Annotated in this window: 19 protein-coding genes and 1 tRNA gene; 2 read left to right on the top strand and 18 right to left on the bottom strand. The window is 45.3% G+C overall.

The genetic code is table 11. The annotated features are described in order from the left end of the window. Nucleotides 1–32: 32 nt before the first annotated feature. From ACVHUV_RS08070 to clpP, 4 genes are all read right to left on the bottom strand, one after another. Complete coding sequence (locus ACVHUV_RS08070; RefSeq protein ID WP_462086664.1) at nt 33–278, bottom strand: glutaredoxin family protein; 246 nt, start codon at nt 276–278, stop codon at nt 33–35. An 85-nt stretch (nt 279–363) separates the two neighbouring features. Further along, on the bottom strand, nt 364–1,182 hold the full coding sequence (locus tag ACVHUV_RS08065) for a TPM domain-containing protein (RefSeq protein ID WP_462086663.1): 819 nt from the start codon (nt 1,180–1,182) through the stop codon (nt 364–366). After that, on the bottom strand, nt 1,179–1,757 hold the full coding sequence (locus tag ACVHUV_RS08060) for a LemA family protein (RefSeq protein ID WP_462086662.1): 579 nt from the start codon (nt 1,755–1,757) through the stop codon (nt 1,179–1,181). Before ACVHUV_RS08060 ends, ACVHUV_RS08065 begins: the two co-directional genes overlap by 4 nt. A gap of 644 nt (nt 1,758–2,401) precedes the next feature. Then, on the bottom strand, nt 2,402–3,001 hold the full coding sequence (gene clpP / locus ACVHUV_RS08055; RefSeq protein ID WP_317946872.1) for an ATP-dependent Clp endopeptidase proteolytic subunit ClpP: 600 nt from the start codon (nt 2,999–3,001) through the stop codon (nt 2,402–2,404). Between the two features lie 306 nt (nt 3,002–3,307). On the opposite strand from clpP, the gene ACVHUV_RS08050 reads away from it, so the two are divergent. Beyond that, nucleotides 3,308–3,379 (top strand) — tRNA-Arg (locus tag ACVHUV_RS08050). A gap of 97 nt (nt 3,380–3,476) precedes the next feature. Here ACVHUV_RS08050 and ACVHUV_RS08045 read toward each other — a convergent pair. The 12 genes from ACVHUV_RS08045 to hprK all read right to left on the bottom strand — a co-directional run bounded on the left by ACVHUV_RS08045 (nt 3,477) and on the right by hprK (nt 14,176). Next, nucleotides 3,477–3,734, bottom strand: coding sequence for an HPr family phosphocarrier protein (locus ACVHUV_RS08045; protein WP_317946873.1), 258 nt, complete (start codon nt 3,732–3,734; stop codon nt 3,477–3,479). A 34-nt stretch (nt 3,735–3,768) separates the two neighbouring features. Beyond that, a complete protein-coding gene (whiA, locus tag ACVHUV_RS08040; protein WP_317946874.1) occupies nt 3,769–4,713 on the bottom strand; it encodes a DNA-binding protein WhiA in 945 nt (314 codons plus the stop codon). Nucleotides 4,714–4,745: 32 nt separating this feature from the next. Next, on the bottom strand, nt 4,746–5,723 hold the full coding sequence (gene mgfK, locus ACVHUV_RS08035; protein ID WP_462086661.1) for a gluconeogenesis morphogenetic factor MgfK: 978 nt from the start codon (nt 5,721–5,723) through the stop codon (nt 4,746–4,748). 5 nt (nt 5,724–5,728) lie between these two features. After that, nucleotides 5,729–6,616 carry an RNase adapter RapZ gene (gene rapZ / locus ACVHUV_RS08030; RefSeq protein WP_317946875.1) on the bottom strand — a complete coding sequence of 296 codons (888 nt, stop codon included), beginning with the start codon at nt 6,614–6,616 and terminating at the stop codon, nt 5,729–5,731. Between the two features lie 5 nt (nt 6,617–6,621). Then, nucleotides 6,622–7,098 carry an NUDIX domain-containing protein gene (locus ACVHUV_RS08025; protein WP_317946876.1) on the bottom strand — a complete coding sequence of 159 codons (477 nt, stop codon included), beginning with the start codon at nt 7,096–7,098 and terminating at the stop codon, nt 6,622–6,624. A 510-nt stretch (nt 7,099–7,608) separates the two neighbouring features. Then, nucleotides 7,609–8,556, bottom strand: a complete 948-nt coding sequence (trxB, locus tag ACVHUV_RS08020; protein WP_462086660.1) for a thioredoxin-disulfide reductase — start codon at nt 8,554–8,556, stop codon at nt 7,609–7,611. A gap of 101 nt (nt 8,557–8,657) precedes the next feature. Further along, the gene (locus tag ACVHUV_RS08015) at nt 8,658–10,181 is read right to left on the bottom strand and encodes a tetratricopeptide repeat protein (RefSeq protein ID WP_371390122.1); all 1,524 of its coding nucleotides are present in this window, start codon (nt 10,179–10,181) and stop codon (nt 8,658–8,660) included. 100 nt (nt 10,182–10,281) lie between these two features. Next, the gene (locus tag ACVHUV_RS08010) at nt 10,282–10,815 is read right to left on the bottom strand and encodes an acyltransferase (protein ID WP_317946879.1); all 534 of its coding nucleotides are present in this window, start codon (nt 10,813–10,815) and stop codon (nt 10,282–10,284) included. After that, nucleotides 10,812–11,462 carry a pyrophosphatase PpaX gene (gene ppaX / locus ACVHUV_RS08005; RefSeq protein WP_462086659.1) on the bottom strand — a complete coding sequence of 217 codons (651 nt, stop codon included), beginning with the start codon at nt 11,460–11,462 and terminating at the stop codon, nt 10,812–10,814. Before ppaX ends, ACVHUV_RS08010 begins: the two co-directional genes overlap by 4 nt. Beyond that, the gene (locus ACVHUV_RS08000; protein WP_462086658.1) at nt 11,455–12,399 is read right to left on the bottom strand and encodes a nucleoside recognition domain-containing protein; all 945 of its coding nucleotides are present in this window, start codon (nt 12,397–12,399) and stop codon (nt 11,455–11,457) included. Before ACVHUV_RS08000 ends, ppaX begins: the two co-directional genes overlap by 8 nt. A gap of 15 nt (nt 12,400–12,414) precedes the next feature. Then, on the bottom strand, nt 12,415–13,221 hold the full coding sequence (gene lgt, locus ACVHUV_RS07995) for a prolipoprotein diacylglyceryl transferase (RefSeq protein WP_462086657.1): 807 nt from the start codon (nt 13,219–13,221) through the stop codon (nt 12,415–12,417). Nucleotides 13,222–13,225: 4 nt separating this feature from the next. Continuing rightward, nucleotides 13,226–14,176, bottom strand: coding sequence for an HPr(Ser) kinase/phosphatase (hprK, locus tag ACVHUV_RS07990; protein ID WP_462086656.1), 951 nt, complete (start codon nt 14,174–14,176; stop codon nt 13,226–13,228). Between the two features lie 134 nt (nt 14,177–14,310). Here hprK and ACVHUV_RS07985 point away from each other — a divergent pair, with 134 nt between their 5' ends. Continuing rightward, nucleotides 14,311–14,871: an N-acetylmuramoyl-L-alanine amidase family protein gene (locus tag ACVHUV_RS07985; RefSeq protein ID WP_462086655.1), complete on the top strand. Its 561-nt coding sequence runs from the start codon at nt 14,311–14,313 to the stop codon at nt 14,869–14,871. Between the two features lie 1,005 nt (nt 14,872–15,876). Here ACVHUV_RS07985 and ACVHUV_RS07980 read toward each other — a convergent pair. Continuing rightward, nucleotides 15,877–16,488 carry a DUF4097 family beta strand repeat-containing protein gene (locus ACVHUV_RS07980; RefSeq protein WP_462086654.1) on the bottom strand — a complete coding sequence of 204 codons (612 nt, stop codon included), beginning with the start codon at nt 16,486–16,488 and terminating at the stop codon, nt 15,877–15,879. An 89-nt stretch (nt 16,489–16,577) separates the two neighbouring features. After that, the gene (locus tag ACVHUV_RS07975; protein ID WP_462086653.1) at nt 16,578–17,036 is read right to left on the bottom strand and encodes an SHOCT-like domain-containing protein; all 459 of its coding nucleotides are present in this window, start codon (nt 17,034–17,036) and stop codon (nt 16,578–16,580) included. Nucleotides 17,037–17,093 lie beyond the last annotated feature (57 nt).

Here is a 17,093-nt window from a genome sequence, read left to right as displayed (position 1 = left end):
ATTACTAACAAATAAACGAATCAATCATCACATCATTGCCCAACCATTGTTGAACACAACTCCAGTAAATCGACATACCCGATCGCTCCATACAACAGAACTTCCCCGTCTTTCTCAATGACTGGAATCATCAGCATATACCGCTCATGCTTCTCATCATCCGATTCAATATCAATCGTCGTCCACGTAAGCGGAAAGTCTTCTTGGACAAGCTTCATCATAGACTCCGCTTCGTCGCATAAATGACACCCTTTTTTCGTATAAAACTGCACATGCATGAAAAAGCACCTCGACTCTCCATTTTCTTTTAGTATAAAAGAAAGAGGAGGCCTTGCAACTGATTTGCAAGCCTCCTCCTGTTCATTACCAACTACGGCCGCCTCCTCCGCCGCCACCGGAGCCGCCACCGCCTGAGAAACCACCGCCTGAGCCACCGCCGAAGCCGCCGCCTCCACCGAAGCCACCGCCGCCGAACGAGCCCGGGAAAAAGACGGGACCACTTCTGCTTCTTCCGCGTCCCCCACGACCACCTCCACCGCCGCCGCGACCACCGGAGAACATGCCGATAAGGACGATGATGATGAAAATGACGATAGGTGCCGGAATGCCAAAACCGGAATCGCCACGTTCAAGCGGTTGAACGTCAGCCAATTCGCCATTCCAGCCGTATTCCTTGGCAATTACGTTGTAATATGATTTGTATGCTTCCATAATAGCGAGATCCGGTTGCTCATTTTGCAAATACGGTACCGCCACTTCATCCATGATGCGACCGACTTTACCGTCCGGCAATGCGCCTTCTAAGCCATAACCCGTAGATAACTCAAAATGACGATCCCCTTCTGAATTCGGTGTAGTCGTCAAGACGAGCAACGCACCGTTATTTTTGTCCGCTTTCCCGAGTTTGTATTCTCGGAGCGCATCGACTGCGAACTGTTCAATCGGCTCGTCACCAATACTCGGCAACGTCAATACGACGAGCTCAGCAGTTGTTCCTTCATCCAACTGTTTACCGAGCCGATTCAATTCCGCTTTCTGCTCGTTCGATAAAATCCCAGCACGATCTTGGATATATTGATCTGCCGCATTCCACGGAGGGATGTCAGCTGCGAACGTCCCTAATGGAAGAATAAGTAAAACGAGACAGGCAGCTAAAAGGAAGCTGACGGTCCGACGAATCAATCTTTGTCATCTCCGAAATCAACTTCAGGCGCTTCATTCGCAGCTGCATCCGTTTTAAAATATTCCTTCTCATCAAAACCAAACATCGACGCGACGAGTCGACCCGGAAAACGTTTCGTCTGCTTATTGTAATCAGCAACGACAGTATTGTAGTCTTGCCGGGCAACTGCTATCCGGTTTTCCGTACCTGCCAACTCATCCATCAATTGCGTAAAGTTCTGATTCGCCTTCAAATCCGGATAATTCTCCACAACAACGAGCAATCGGCTCAACGCACTCGACAACTCAGAATCCGCAGCCGCCTGCTCTTCCGGTCCACTTGCACCCGCAAGCTTTGCACGCGCCTCCGAAATTTGCGTCAGCACTTCCTTCTCATGACTCGCATATCCTTTCACCGTATTCACCAAGTTTGGAATCAAATCCAACCTCCGCTGCAACTGATTCTCCACTTGCGCATACGACTGATCCACATTCTCCTCTAGATTGACAAACTTGTTGTAACTCGGCACGAAAATAAGACCAAGTACAACTACAATTGCAATGATAATGCCAATCGGTCCAAGTAATTTCTTCATCAAACCACTCCCTTATTTACTCATAGTTCCATACCCTACATCGCCTGCTTACTAAACGTGTCCTCATCCACCATAAGCCTATGTTAGAAATGCACTTTTCAAACCAATGATTCAGCCCTCTCCAGGAAAGTTTCGTTGTCAAACGCAGTATACTGCGTATTTTTTAGCAAAGACGATTTTGGTCAATGAACTTGGAACGCTCCTATTTCCGTTATCACCGATTCTAGGCGTGTTATCACCGATTCGGAGCACGTTATCACCGGTTCTCGGTCGTTTATCACCGGTTCGGCACACGTTATCACCGTTTCTCCCACGTTTATCACCGATTCTTCTTTTTCACGATGTTTCCCTTAAATGAGAACCGTTAATTGGTCAAAACCCATTCAGCGCGATTCATTTAATCCATCACACAAAGAAACCACCCACGTTTATGGAGCAAAGACAGATTGCAAATGCGGCATGCTTCCTTCAAACGCCGCATACTTCATCGGAACGCGGCATACTTCTTCAAAACGCCGCATTACATCGCCGTTTGCCGCATAACTAGGCAGAACTCAGCATACTGCGCCAGCTCTCCCCATAAAAAAGCATAAAAAAACTGCAGACATACAAAGTATGCCTACAGCCTAAGTTAACTTATTCCCTTACTTCAAATCTTTCATGTCACTGCGCGTAATAATATGGTCGATCAAACCGTATTCCTTCGCACGTTCAGCCGTCATGAAATTATCGCGGTCCGTATCTTTCGCGATGACTTCAACCGGTTGTCCTGTACGCTCGGAAAGAATTGTGTTCAACTTCTCGCGAAGGAACAAAATGCGTTTCGCTGCGATTTCGATTTCTGTCGCTTGCCCTTGCGCACCGCCAAGTGGTTGGTGAATCATCACTTCGGCATTCGGTAACGCGTAACGCTTTCCTGGTGTACCCGCCGTCAATAAGAACGATCCCATTGAAGCCGCCATACCGATACAAATCGTTTGGATGTCCGGCTTGATGAATTGCATCGTATCGTAAATTGCCATACCAGCTGTAATGCTTCCGCCTGGGCTGTTAATGTAAATGGATACGTCTTTTTCTGGATCTTCCGCTTCCAAGAATAGCAATTGTGCAACGATGGAGTTTGCTACGTTGTCATCAATTGCGCTCCCTAACATAATAATACGGTCTTTCAATAAACGAGAATAAATATCGTAAGCGCGTTCTCCTCGTGTTGTCTGTTCAATAACTGTTGGTATGAGATTCATCCTATTTCCTCCTTTTGACTGGATCGAAATTATCGTTCTGTTGAAATCTTTTATTCAACTGTACATCTATCATACATACTATGGTCAATTAAGGTCAAATATTACGCATTCAGCAATCGTCTCGTCAACAACTGTAATAACGTCCATAGCACGACAATACCGATTCTCCCTACTTTATTCTGCCTAGACTTCATACATTCCCCACTTACTCGCATGTTAGACAACCGCACAAAAAATAAGTCTTGCAATCAAGCCGCGCTATTTGTATAATGGGATTTGTCTGCTACAAGCAGTAGCGCATAATATGCCCTCGTGGTGCAACGGATAGCACGTAAGATTCCGGTTCTTGAGATGTGGGTTCGATTCCTGCCGAGGGCGTAAACGTATAAAAAACCTGTAAATGGGCCCTGCCTGTTTACAGGTTTTTTTGTCCAAAGGAACAGCCGTTTCACAACAATCGAAACGGCTTTTTCTTTTAGTTTTCTTTTTCTACAAGTGCAGTTAGGGTTTCGATCGCTTGCTCTTCATCATTGCCTTCAGCAATTAACGTCACCGATGAACCTCTTGCAATCGCCAAACTCATGACACCCATAATACTCTTCGCGTTCACTTGACGTTCTTCCTTCTTCAGAAACACGTCAGATGTAAATTTATTCGCTTCCTGCACAAACAATGCAGCTTGTCTTGCTTGCAATCCAGTCTTCATTTTCACTTCTACTGTTTTTTCTGCCATTCGCACTAGACTCCTTTCGTCTTCACATTCTCAATCAGTTCAAAATGCCACCAACACGCAGATTTTCTGCAATCTCTTCGATTTTCCGTAAACGGTGATTGACCCCAGATTTACTAACCGTCCCACCTGAAACCATTTCACCAAGCTCTTTTAATGTAATGTCTTGATGGGTGATCCGCAAATGGGCAATCTCTTGTAGGCGTTCAGGTAATTGATCCAACCCGATCGTATTCTGGATGAATTTTATATTTTCAACTTGGCGTTGTGCCGCTCCAATTGTTTTATTCAAATTGGCCGTTTCACAATTCACAAGACGGTTCACACTGTTTCGCATATCCCGCAAAATCCTTACGTCCTCGAACTTCATGACGGATACGTGCGCACCCATCAAGCTTAGAAAATCGGAAATCTTCTCCGCTTCCTTCAGATACGCGATGTACCCTTTCTTCCGCTCAATTGACTTGGCATTCAAATGGAACAGATTCATCAGCTCCACTAGCGCTTCACTATGTTCCTTGTAAAACGAGAAAATCTCCAAATGATAAGAAGATGTCTCCGGGTTATTCACCGACCCGCCAGCCAAAAACGCTCCGCGCAAATAAGACCGCTTACAGCATTTCTTTTTAATCAACTCCGGGACGATTTCATTGTTAAACTGAAACGTTCCTGTCAGGATATACAAATCCTCTAGCAACTGCTTAGCGCCTTCGCGAATACGGCATATGTACACATTGTTCTTCTTCAACCGCATTTTCTTCCGGACTAACAACTCCACTTTATAAGGATATAGCCTTTTAATATTCGAATAGAGCCTCCGCGCAATGGCAGCATTTTCTGTCTGTACATCTAAACTTAACTGTTTGTTGGAAAACGAAAGGGCACCATTCATGCGAATAAATGCAGCAATTTCAGCTTTCACACAACAAGCACTCGTTTCAATTTGCGTCAATTCCTTCTTCACTTCTGCTGCAAAAGACATGACATTCCCCCCTTTCTCGGCGACAATCAAGTCTACTCGCTAACGTTTGGTTGCTCCATATAGCCGATGACCCAAGACGCAACCTTTTGGGCATCATGAATCATTCGGCCATCTACCATCGTTGAAATATCTTTTACGACAATGTTCTGCACAAGGTCTTTCAACGCTTCAATATCATTTTCGACAGGGAGTTGTACATCGGCCCCTTCATCTTGCGGATAAATACGTTCCACATCCGTGTCATTTAACAGCACGGTATCGATGAATTCGCTTCCAGCATGCTCATACAACGCTTTCACATGTTCGGAGGCTGTATACTCGAACGTCTCTCCTGCTTGCGTCGTCAAGTTATTAATATAGACCTTTTTCGCGCGGCATGCGAGAACAGCGTCTCGTATGTCCCTTACAAGTATTGTCGGTAATATGCTTGTATATAAGCTACCCGGCCCGAAAATAATTAGATCCGCTTCTTCGATCACTTTCACCGTTTCAGGTAGCGGCTCAACTTCTTGAGGCGATACATACACTTTTTGAATTTTCCGTCCGTATACCGGTATTTTTGACTCACCGGTTACAATTGTGCCATCATCGAGCTCCGCATGCAAGGTGATTCTTTGGTTTGCTGCAGGTAATACTTTCCCTTTAATGTTCAGCACTTGCCCCATCTTTTCAACCGCACCGGCAAAATCACCCGTAATGTCGGTCAATGCAGCAAGCATAAGGTTTCCAAGAGAATGTCCCTTCAAATCATCCGAAATCGAAAACCGGTATTGAAACATCTTTTCGATTAACGGCTCCACTTCTGACAGCGCTGCCATCACTTGACGAATATCACCAGGCGGTGGAATATCGTAAGCATCCAACAACCTACCCGAACTACCACCATCATCCGCCACAGTGACAACTGCTGTTAACTCTACAGGGTACTTTTTCAATCCTCGAAGCAATGTGGACAATCCGGTCCCGCCTCCAAAGACGACTATTTTTTTCTCTCCCCCGGATTGCAACATAGCGTTCAACCCTTTCTCTTCTCTACATCACGATGTGTAATAATTGTTTTATACTCTTCCTTGAACCGAGCACCGAAAAACTCTGCAAGTGTAACCGAGCGGTGTTGTCCACCCGTACAGCCAAATGCAATGACGACTTGGGATTTTCCTTCGTTCTTATATTGAGGAATAATGAATTTAAACAGATCGGACAGCTTCTCGATCAGCACTTGCGTATCATTCCATTTTAGCACATATTCATAGACTTCTTTATCCAAACCCGTTTTCGGCTTTAATTCATCGATGTAATACGGATTTGGCAAGAAACGGATGTCAAAGACGACATCTGCGTCGATCGGCATCCCATGTTTGAAACCGAATGACATAAAGTTCAGTGAAAAGCCTGTATCGCCTTTCGATGAAAACGTGGACATAATTTTCTCACGCAATTCTCGTGGTTTTAGTTGAGATGTATTGTAAATGGACCGCGCACGACCGCGCAACTCCGAAAGCAATGCCCGCTCTTTTCGGATGCCCGTCAATGGCAAGCCACCTTCAGCGAGCGGATGAGACCTTCTCGTTTCCTTGTACCGTCTAACAAGTGTCTCATCATTCGCTTCCAAGAACAGCAGCTTGACCGTTACACCATCCATTTGAATCATGTCATCCAATGCACCGATTAGCGAATCGAACAAGTCTCCGCCCCTCGTATCCATCACCGCTGCAATTCTTCTCATCTTGTTTTCGGATTTCATCATTAAGTCAATAAACGTAACAAGCAACTCTGGCGGCAAATTATCGATACAATAAAACCCGAGATCCTCGAAACTTTGCATCGCCACAGTTTTCCCCGCACCAGACATCCCCGTAATGATGACCAATTCCACGTCGCTATTCGGTAATTCGTTCTCCATTGTCGTCAATCACCTTCCATCGAGTTTTGCAAACGTTCGTCCAACAGTTCGAACTCTTCTGTATAATAAAATGTACCATATTGCACGCCAGATTGGGAGACTGCAAATAACAAGTTTGCCCGATCGCCTTCCGCCATAGGCAACGTTTCCAAACTTTCAACCGGATGCCACTCCAGCAACCCTTCCCGATTCGACTCATATGGCGTCCCCGTCAAATCGTGCGCAACGAACGTATACAACATCCATTCATTCAACAACGCCTTCGTATCCGGATCCACAATCATCATCGTATAGATCCCCTTCACATGCGGTTTCACAGGCACTGCACCCGTCTCTTCCTCAAACTCCCGCACCGCCGCTTCGTAAATGGACTCCCCAGAATCGATCTTTCCACCTGGAGCAACATACCAATCACGTCTCGGTTTCTTCAACAACAGCACTTGATTGTTTTTGACTACAAGTAAATTAGCAATTCTTTGCATTTAAATATCCTCTCTTTTTTCAACACGCGTACGTACAGTATACTATGTTTTTCAACCAAACGACAAAAAAAGAAGACCACCCACCGGTAAACCGGTAGATAGCCTTAACAACTTGCTATATCAAAAAGGGGGGTCAAATTGATACTCTTACTATAACCCATCTGTATTGCAGAACCATTACAACAATATTAAGGTTGCATTAATGTTATTACAACTGCCAGAGATTCCAGTAACATAACTACTTTCTGCAATTCCTAGCTTTAAAAACCTCTTTTTTTAATCGCGTCATGGCGGGAAGCTTCCGACTTACATCCCGCCCGCGTACCCTCACGCAAAATATTCCTCCTGCGCGCTGTTGCGTTCGTTCACCTTTTCAATCGGATAATTTTCACCCAATAACCAGCTTGACGTCCCCAATGTAAGCCTGCTTATGCCCAAAATAGTCCCCCCGCCACCCACAAAAAAAAGCAAGAACGGAAACACCCTCTCCGTCCTTGCTCATTTCTCTTCTTATACTTCCGCTAATTTCTCAGCGAGTTCTTCGATATACTTTTGGCATGCTTGTGCAGCGATACTACCATCACCAGTTGCTGTAACAACTTGGCGAAGCATTTTCTGACGCACGTCACCAGCAGCGTAAATGCCCGGTACGGACGTCTCCATGTCTTCGTTCGTCACGACATAGCCGTGTTCATCCAAGATGCCAAGATCTTTAAACGGTCGTGTTAACGGATCCATACCGATATAGATGAACATACCTTCTGTTTCCATTTCTTTTTCTGTTCCGTCCACTGTTGACACGAGTGTAATGGAACCGATTTTGCCGTCTTTGTCGTTCACTTGCTTCACCGTTGAATTCCAGATGAAATCAATTTTTTCATTTGCAAACGCACGGTCTTGCAAGATCTTTTGTGCACGCAACTCATCACGTCTGTGGATAATCGTCACTTTGTTAGCAAAACGCGTCAAGTATGCACCTTCTTCAACAGCAGAGTCTCCTCCACCGATAACGACGATGTCTTTTCCTTTGAAGAACGCTCCGTCACAAACTGCACAGTAGCTCACGCCGCGTCCAGTCAGTTCTTTCTCGCCAGGAATGCCCATCTTACGGTATTCCGCACCTGTCGTAATGATGATCGCACGTGCTTTATATTCTTTTCTTCCTGAAATGATTGTTTTATAACTTTTGCCGTCAATAATTTCGGAAACGTCACCGTATGCATATTCAGCACCGAACGCTTTCGCGTGATCGAACATTTTCTTCGAAAGATCCGGTCCTAAAATCGTTTCAAAACCAGGATAGTTCTCGATTTCTTCTGTGTTCGCCATTTGTCCGCCCGGAATTCCGCGCTCTAGCATTAATGTTGATAAGTTTGCTCTAGATGTATACACTGCGGCAGTCATCCCTGCAGGACCAGCGCCGATAATAATGACGTCATAGATTTTCTCAGTTGTCATCGTTCTTCCTCCTCCATTACATATACCACTGTTCAAATCGTATAAGATTTCAAGGAGCCATTCAATTTTTTTGCTTGCATGAAATAAATGACTTTTTCTCCTTATTGATTAAAATGTGGAAGAAATTCGATCAATTCATTCACATATTTCGTCAACGTCTGAGGCGAAATGCCATACATGCGGGCGATGGCCGTTTTCGTCACGCCTTTATAGCGCGATGACTGGAACATGTAATCGGCAGCCGCCGCCAACGCTTTCGGATTGCGGAAGTGATATGCGCGTTGCAACCCGACTTCACAAAGGGTAAACCACATTTGGAATAAATGCGTCCCTTGTTTGTCCAGCGGTTTGTACTCAGCGTACAATAAATCCGTCGCTTGCACTGCTCGTAAGAAAGACTCATCAAATTCATTCACAATCGTGAATTCATAGTCGAGGCTATGTGCTAAAAACAACTGTTCCATGACGGAAAGCTTGTCCAAGTCGATGTACGCAGGATGGGAAATAATTTCTTGCTTATGGCCCGACTTGCCAAGCAAATAAAAGCCAAGTAGACGCTCACTTCGATATTTGTTTCCGATTTTACTTAACAAAAACTCGCGATCTTGCTCATACGATTCCGGCTTTACGGATGAATGAACATCTTTCCAAGGCTCTAGCCCTTCCTTACTTGGATCGAGTTCAACGAGTTTTTCATATGCATCCTTTGCAACTTGCTCATTTCCTGAGAAATAAGCCGAATGGGCAAGCCAGAAATAATAGCCCGCATCCCCTTCAAAACCTTTTTTCTGCAAGCTGCGCAACCAGCCATATGCTTCCTTATGTTTACCAACTAACGCAAACGTTGCACCTAATTTATAGCGATGGACGAATTGGTACGGCTTGATTTTCAGTAACAAATCGAGCATTTGATCCAATTCCTTTTGATCTTTTTCATAATAATAAAAGACGGCGAGATTGCATAACGCATGGATGTTGCCTTTGTTTTTATCCAACACGTCATACAGCAATTCCTTTGCCGGCTCGATGTTGCCGACATAAAAATAGGCAAGCGCCAAATTGTTATAAGCCGCCCAAAAATCCGGATAGTCGATAATGATCGCTTCCAAGATTTTAATCGCCTCTTCAAAATCACCGGATTCCATGGAACGTCGTGCTTTCTCCTGCAAGAAATACACTTCGCCATCGGGCATTTCTTCGTCTTTGAAGAACGCCTCTTCTTGTTCCGCGAAGTCGATGATTTCCATCGAATCGTCCGCAAGTGGGCCGTCCGGTGCTAACGCAATGTATTTTTCAGCGTAAATTTTCGCATCACGAAGAAGCCCGAGGTGAGCGTGGACTTCCGCCAAATAGAAAATAATATCCTCTTCTTCCGGGTCTAAACCATGGGCAGCCGCTAAAATTTCATACGCCTCTTCAAACATGCCTTGCTCCATGACAAGAATGCCGAATTGCATGAGAATGAGCGGATCATTCGGACTTAACTCGACCGCCCGTTGTAAATATTTATGAGCTTCATCATAGCGTTCGCGTTGCATCGCTTTGACGCCTTTATGATAATAAAATTCACCGTCAGGAATAAATGAAATCACTTTTTTGTCGATGTTCTTATGTTTTTTGTCCAATCAAATTCCTCCGAAAAAATTAGAAGGAACGCATAAAACGTTCCTCCCAATCAACTTGCCTTATTATAACATAAGTTTACGAACCGTCACTCTATTTCTGTTAGTCTTGCAGGTTACGAGAGGAAGCCTGTTTGCGCGCCTCCATCTGTTCCGCGGTATAGATGATCCGGACGGGATTCCCTCCTGCCAATGCACCTGCAGGAATATCGCGGTTTACGAGTGAAGCGGCCGATACAATCGCCCCATCGCCAATTTCCACGCCAGGCAAAATTGTCGAGTTCGCCCCGATCATGACCCGATCTCCGATGACCACATCGCCAATCCGGTATTCATCAATTAAATATTCATGCGCAAGAATTGTCGTATTAAAGCCGATAATTGTATTGTCCCCTACTTTGATGCGCTCAGGGAACATCGTATCCGGCATAACCATAAGCGCAAACGACGTTTTATCGCCAATTTTCATCCTCAAAAACGTTCGGTAGATGAAGTTCTTCAAAGGGATGAAAGGCGTATACCGACCGACTTGAATGAAAAAGAAGTTTTTCGCGACTTTCCAAAAAGACACCGTTTGGTAAATGTGCCAAAGCGAATTCGCATCGCCTTTCGTACGGTACCGTTCCGTCCTTCTCACACTTTTTCACCCTGTGTAATTGGAAGAAGATCGCTAATATGCTGCAACACATAATCCGGTTCCAGCGAACGAATAAACGCTTCTCCTTTTAACGACCAAGCAACACCAGCAGTCCGCACACCCGCATTTTTGCCCCCACCAATATCATGGGTATTATCCCCGATCATAAGTGCTTCCTCGGGTTTTGACCCTAACCGCTCCAATGCGAGCAACAAAGGCTCGGGATCAGGCTTCGGTCGTTGCACATCATCTAATCCGATGACGGTATCAAAGAAATCTTCCAGCCCCATGAGTTGTAACCCTCTCATGACCATATTGTTTCGCTTCGTCGATACAATTGCCATTTTCAGTCCGTTCTCTTTTAATCGTAGCAACGTTTCGGACACCCCGTCGAACTCTTTTACGAGTTGGTCGTGGTTCGCCAAGTTCCATGTCCGATATTCTTGAATCAATACATCTGACAAATCAGCGTCAACCGTATCAAATGACTCTTTCAATGTTGGACCCATGAACGGCAAAATATCCTCCCGCGTATATTGCCCTGGATAACGGCTGTTCAACACTTGCTCAAACGATTGTATGATCAGCTCATTCGTATCGAGTAACGTTCCATCAAAATCAAATAACAAAGTCGTAATATTAGCCATTTAGCACCGTGACCTCCTTCAGTTTCCTTCGTTCGTTCTGCTTCCAAATCACCGCCACAGCAATCGTTAGGACAAACGCTGTCACGAGCCGGATCAGTAATAACGGCAACACCGGAATCCCGAGTGGAATGAATATTAACGTATCCTCCACGACGGCGTGACAGGCAATGAGGAAAATGAATGCAAGTGTCGCATCCTTTTTACTGACGCCATCCTCTTGCACCGCTTGAATCATCACACCTGCACCATACGCCAATCCGATGACCAAACCGGCTACCAATGTCATCGAAGCATTCGGTTGCACACCGATCACTTTCGTGAAAGGAGCAAGTTTCTCGGAAAACTTCTGTAAATACTGCCGGTCTTTCAAAAACTGCACAAAAATCATTAACGGAATGACGATCATCGCAAGCTGCAGCACACCGAATGACGCTTTTTGCAAACCAAGCAAACCGATTGCCAGCCACCCTTCCGGTGCAGCAACAACTTCAGGTGCTATGCCATATTTCGCAATCTCCCCGCCACCGTTCCAGAACAAATTAATAACAATTCCTGAGAACGCCGCCAATCCGAACCGTACGACAAGCACAACCCACAGCTTGACGCCAACTTTCAACGCCACCCCGGTTTCAATGAAAATATTATGCGCAAAGCTGAGCATCACCGCTAAGATGAACACTTCTTTCACAGTCAACTCAAGCGATAAAATTCCTGCAATCCCCGCATATAAATTGAGCGCATTCCCGAGCACTAACGGAATTGCCGCTTCCCCGCTCAATCCAAAAATGCCCATGAAAGGTGAAACAAGCTTCACAATCCAAGACAACACGGGTGTATGCTGTAAAATGACGAGCAACAACGTAATCGGGAATATAATCTTCCCTAACGTCCACGTCGTCTTCAATCCCGCTTTCAACCCATTCCGCAACGTCTCCATGTCCCCAACCCTCTTTTATTTATCTTGATAATGCACGTTCACTTTTTTAATGAACCTTCTATAGATGAACATCGCTACCGCAAACACAATCGCCAAAATGGATACGATTTGCGCAGCCCGTAAATCGCCGCCATACAAACTGTCCGTCCGCATCCCTTCAATGAAGTAGCGGCCGATCGAATACCACGTCAAATAGAAGAAGAACATCTCTCCGCGTTTCAAACGCACTTTCCGTAATAAAAGAATAATGATCAATCCGACAACATTCCATAACGATTCATACAAAAATGTCGGATGGTATGTAACGCCCTTAATCGTCATTTGTTGCATAATCCAATCAGGAATCCATGTATTTTCCAAGAACGACTGCGAAACCGGTCCACCATGCGCTTCTTGGTTAATGAAATTCCCCCAACGTCCAATAATTTGGCCAATTAAAATACCAGGCGCAGCAATGTCGGCCACTTTCCAAAACGAAATGCCTTTCCGCTTTGTATAGACATATGTCGTCAAAAATGCACCGATTAATGCACCGTGAATCGCGATGCCGCCTTCCCAAATCTTGATAATATTAGCAGGATTGTCCTTATACGAATCCCACGAGAAAATGACATAGTAAATCCGCGCACTAATAATGGCGATCGGAACAGCCCAAATGAGCAGGTCTGTTAAAAAGTCAGGATGCATCCCCCGCTTCACCATTTCCTTTTGCACGACGATAAACGCCAAAATAATCCCTGTTGTAATTAATATCCCATACCATCGTATAGGAATCGGCCCTAACTTGAACGCAGTCGGGTCAATTGCTAGTAAATCAAACATCTGTTCACTCGATTCCCTCTATGCCAGATTTCGTCGTTTCATCATGAATTGCCGCGTCTAATTTCTTTGAAAACGCCTCTGCAGCATTAATGCCCAATCTTTTCATGCGGTAATCCATTGCCGCCACTTCAATGATGACCGACAAGTTCCGTCCCGGCCTCACCGGTACCGTCAACTTCGTCAATTCGGAATCAATAATCTTCATCTTCTCCTCATCGATGCCTAAGCGGTCATAAATCTTTTCCGGATCCCACACTTCTAAATCGACGACCATGAGCACGCGTTTATCGTCCTTCACCGCACTCGCACCAAATAACGTCATCATGTCGATAATGCCGACGCCACGAATTTCAAGCATATGCCGCAAAATCTTCGGCGGATTACCAATGAGGACATTTTTCGCAACTTGACGAATTTCGACCGCATCATCCGCAACGAGCCGATGCCCCCTCTTCACGAGCTCCAGCGCCGTCTCACTTTTCCCCACACCGCTTTTCCCGGTAATCAACACCCCGATGCCATACACATCGACCAACACACCATGGACCGTTGTCATCGGAGCGAGCCTACCTTCAAGGAAATTCGTCAGCATCCCCGAAAATCGCGTCGTTGCGCTATCCGTCTGTAAGATAGCAATATTGCGTTTCTCCGCAACTGCCATCAGTTCTGCTGGACATTCCATCTGATGCGCAATAATGAAAGCAGGTGTATCAGGCGAACATAACCGTTCCATGCGGTCCACCCGTTCAGCTGCCGTCAGTTTATAAAAGAAGGAGAGCTCTGTTTTCCCTAGCAATTGTACACGGGAAGCTGGATAAAAATCGAAATAACCAGCCATCTCAAGACCCGGACGTGAAATGTCACTCACTTCAATCCGTCGGTCAATCCCTGCGTGGCCACCAAGCAATTCAAGTCCAAAACGTTCTTGGACATCTTTCACCGTCACAATCGACATCCTCTCGCCACCTTTTCATATCAATCTGTCTACGCACCATTTTACCACGAACTGCTCCATTTTAAATGAATTCAATTCGAACTTGTACACTTCTTACCCCTTCCATTCTATATAAGAAGTAAGGAGGGAATAACATGACGATACTACTAATTGACGCAGGACACGGACCGAACACACCAGGAAAACGCTCACCCGACGGCCTTTTACGCGAATTCACCTTCAATGCCGCCGTCGCCAATTTAACGAAGCAACATCTAATCGCTAAAGGCATCACCGTTCGATTTGCTCACGATAAAACCCGAGACGTTCCACTTACAGAACGGACCACCTATGCCAATCGCCAACAAGTTGCAGCCTTCATCTCCATCCACGCCAACGCATACGGCAACACATGGAATGCAGCGCAAGGAATCGAAACGTATATCTATCCAACCGCCGGTACCCAAACCCAATTGCTCGCAAATCTATTGCACACATCATTACTCACCGCCTGCAACCGAAAAGACCGCGGCATCAAAAAAGCCAATTTCGCCGTACTCCGCGAAACCACCATGCCCGCCGTTCTACTCGAATGCGGCTTCATGACAAATCGCGAAGAAGTCCAATTGCTCTTAGATCCGAAATACCAGCAACAATGCGCCAACGCCATCGCATTCGGCGTGTTAGCATGGCTGTACCGTTTAGATAAAGGTTAAGAGCGGATTGGTATAAGCATGGAACTGGATTTGCCACGTCTGTGCTGCTTTTAACATAAAGTAATTTGGAAGAGGGTGGCTCGCTCGAAATGAAACGAGAAAAAAGAAATGCCAGGCAAGTACATCACCTTAGTCATACAGCTCACCCTCAACCAACCCTTTTTATTTGCCAAAACCCATTCAGCGCGACAATAACCGTCCCACATATACAACTCCCCGCGATAAAATCAACTTCAACAACAGCATAACTTTTTCAAACTCCGCATATTCAAGTCAAACGCGGCATACTTCCGTCAAACTCCGCATATCCCTCGAGAACGCGGCAAAAGTCGCTCAAACGCCGCATAACTTCTCCATTCGCCGCTTATCCAAGCAAAACGCAGCATTCCCCTAAAACTCGACGTCACTTTAAGTAATACCCCCACCAATAATCAGCCCATTTTTAGATTGTCAAAACCCATTCAGCGCGACTGTAACCGTTAAAATAAACAACTCCCCGCGATAACAACAACTTCAACAACAGCCTAATTTCATCAAACTCCGCATATTCCAGCCAAACGCGGCATACTTCCGTCAAACTCCGCATATCCCTCTAGAACGCCGCAAAAGTCGCTCAAACGCCGCATAACTTCTCCATTCGCCGCATATACAAGCAAAACGCCGCATTCCCCTAAAACTCGACGTTACTTTAAGTAATAACCTCACCAATAATCAGCCCATTTTTAGATTGTCAAAACCCATTCAGCGCGACAATAACAGTCCCACATATACAACTCCCCGCGATAACAACAGCATAACTTCTTCAAACTCCGCATATTCCAGTCAAACGCGGCATATCCCTCCAGAACGCGGCAAAACTCACGCATTCGCCGCATAACTTCTCCAAACGCGGCATAATCCACTCAAACTCCGCATATTCCAATCAAATCACCGCATTTCCCTACAAACAAAAAAAGCCTGAAGAGTCGTCATACAAGACACAACTCTTCAGGCTACCCATTCTCATTACGAATGTTTCACCGTATAGCACACAATGACAGAACCGGACTTCGCTTCTCCAATCAAATGAAGTGGCGTTGCATCCCCTTCAACATCTTTCTTGAAACGGACAGCACGTTGTAAAAATTGCTCCTGCTCCGTTGTTTTATTAATGTCATGCAACTGCAGATCCAAGCGTCCCATGTTCGTCGAAATTTCCCCATTGAGCGGAACATCAGATGGAATGTATAACTCGACAGATCCACTCACCGTTCGTGCTTCCACCTTTTGTGCGGCTTGATCGGTTGTTGTTACGACGACATGGCCGTTCAACGACTTCGCTTCTACATCTTTTAATTTCCCTAAAATGTATACGCGTCCATTAATCGTTTCCGCTTCGAGCAAGCGGCCTGTACTTTCATTCACACGGATCGATCCATTGGCTGTTTCCAATTCCGCCTCATCAAATTCCATACGCTCAATGTCCACTTTTCCGTTTGCTGTTTTTGTATATAAACGGTCGACGGACAAATCTTTCAAATTAAAGCTTCCATTCAATAATCGTGCAGAAATTTTGTCGAGCTTCTTCTTCGGCACAAACAAATCAATGTTCACTTGGTACAACTTCAAATCGCTCAAGAGGCGAAGTTTCCCTTCATCTTGTACAAAAATTAATTTATCCAGGAACTCCTTTTTGACCTCTTCTTCGGATCGGTTGTTAAACGCCTTTACCGTAAATTCTGCCGGATCTCTGTTGCATCCGTCGGTTGGACAATGACACTCCCGTGATCCACATCGATGAGAATTTCAGACAAATCCGTTCCCTGCTTCACAATAGAATGATGGAAAGTGGAACTTCCACCAAACGGCGAATCGAAGTCGAAACCTTTCATGCGGTCGACAGTCGTTTGCATGAATTGCATGAAACGGTCGCCTACTGTTACAAAATCTTTGCGGATATCTTCAATGAATTCATCCATGGAAGGATTTTTGTCTCTTCCTCTTTTTGTCGTGTGCGCAGCATCCTCATCGTGGACCGACTCCGAATGCTCCGTTCGTTGAACATCTACATGACCGCTCTCTGCCGTCGACTTGTTCTCTAACTTCTCTAATAACGTCAAGGCCTCATCCATTGAAATGGTCCCGTTTTCTAGCATGGTCAATATACGTTTGCGTTCGTTTTGCATCATTTCCGCCTCCTAAATTGGTATGCCTAGGTTTTTCTTTGCAAGAGCCTTCCGTCA

It is taken from the genome of Sporosarcina saromensis (genome assembly GCF_054901285.1).
Note: the sequence above shows the minus strand (reverse complement) of the source record. Positions and strands in the feature narration are given on the sequence as shown.

Excerpts from the sequence above, each read along its gene's own strand:
- ACVHUV_RS08070 (WP_462086664.1), bottom strand. The coding sequence starts at position 278 with ATGCATGTGCAGTTTTATACGAAAAAAGGGTGTCATTTATGCGACGAA.
- ACVHUV_RS08060 (WP_462086662.1), bottom strand. The coding sequence starts at position 1,757 with ATGAAGAAATTACTTGGACCGATTGGCATTATCATTGCAATTGTAGTT.
- clpP (WP_317946872.1), bottom strand. The coding sequence starts at position 3,001 with ATGAATCTCATACCAACAGTTATTGAACAGACAACACGAGGAGAACGC.
- ACVHUV_RS08045 (WP_317946873.1), bottom strand. The coding sequence starts at position 3,734 with ATGGCAGAAAAAACAGTAGAAGTGAAAATGAAGACTGGATTGCAAGCA.
- whiA (WP_317946874.1), bottom strand. The coding sequence starts at position 4,713 with ATGTCTTTTGCAGCAGAAGTGAAGAAGGAATTGACGCAAATTGAAACG.
- mgfK (WP_462086661.1), bottom strand. The coding sequence starts at position 5,723 with ATGTTGCAATCCGGGGGAGAGAAAAAAATAGTCGTCTTTGGAGGCGGG.
- rapZ (WP_317946875.1), bottom strand. The coding sequence starts at position 6,616 with ATGGAGAACGAATTACCGAATAGCGACGTGGAATTGGTCATCATTACG.
- ACVHUV_RS08025 (WP_317946876.1), bottom strand. The coding sequence starts at position 7,098 with ATGCAAAGAATTGCTAATTTACTTGTAGTCAAAAACAATCAAGTGCTG.
- trxB (WP_462086660.1), bottom strand. The coding sequence starts at position 8,556 with ATGACAACTGAGAAAATCTATGACGTCATTATTATCGGCGCTGGTCCT.
- ppaX (WP_462086659.1), bottom strand. The coding sequence starts at position 11,462 with ATGGCTAATATTACGACTTTGTTATTTGATTTTGATGGAACGTTACTC.
- ACVHUV_RS08000 (WP_462086658.1), bottom strand. The coding sequence starts at position 12,399 with ATGGAGACGTTGCGGAATGGGTTGAAAGCGGGATTGAAGACGACGTGG.
- lgt (WP_462086657.1), bottom strand. The coding sequence starts at position 13,221 with ATGTTTGATTTACTAGCAATTGACCCGACTGCGTTCAAGTTAGGGCCG.
- hprK (WP_462086656.1), bottom strand. The coding sequence starts at position 14,176 with ATGTCGATTGTGACGGTGAAAGATGTCCAAGAACGTTTTGGACTTGAA.
- ACVHUV_RS07985 (WP_462086655.1), top strand. The coding sequence starts at position 14,311 with ATGACGATACTACTAATTGACGCAGGACACGGACCGAACACACCAGGA.
- ACVHUV_RS07975 (WP_462086653.1), bottom strand. The coding sequence starts at position 17,036 with ATGCAAAACGAACGCAAACGTATATTGACCATGCTAGAAAACGGGACC.